This window comes from Brevibacillus sp. SIMBA_040 (genome assembly GCF_046535075.1).
GTDB lineage: Bacteria > Bacillota > Bacilli > Brevibacillales > Brevibacillaceae > Brevibacillus.
In genome coordinates, this window is the sequence record NZ_JAWRXI010000058.1 from 1 (window position 1) to 489 (window position 489).

The following is a 489-nucleotide window of genomic DNA, read 5'->3' on the forward strand; positions in this document are numbered from 1 at the left end:
GAGAAGGGTATCTGTGGCTAAGTCCATCGTGATACGGTCTGACACATGGTAAGCTAAGATCTCATTAGTTGACCCATCTTTTATTGTGGACAAATAGGCTTTCTGACCTTTATCGTACGTTAAATAGGTGATATCCGTCAGCAGTACTTTTCCTGGAACATCTTGTTTAAATTGTCGGTTTAACAGGTTTGATACAACTCGGTGTTCCTGTGTGGCTTTCATGATTCGTCTATACGGATTTGCCTTTCTAATTGGACAGATAATGGCGTATTTCTTCATAATTCTCCGAATACGCTTCAAATTGTAGACAACCTGAAACTGACCCGCCAAAGTCATTTTAATTTGACGAGCTCCTTTCTTACGGCCTCTAAAGAGGAAGGCTTTTAAGATGATTTCTTTCACAATTTCATCCTTTTCGTCTTTTTGCTTTCTTTGTTCCTGAGACTTGACCGAGAAATAATTATAATATCCACTCCGTGAAACACCCGC

At 39.7% G+C, this 489-nt stretch carries 1 protein-coding gene; it reads right to left on the bottom strand.

What is annotated here, in order from left to right:
- The coding region (locus tag SB752_RS31925) for an IS3 family transposase (RefSeq protein WP_410719434.1) at positions 1 to 489 on the bottom strand (489 nt) is incomplete at both ends.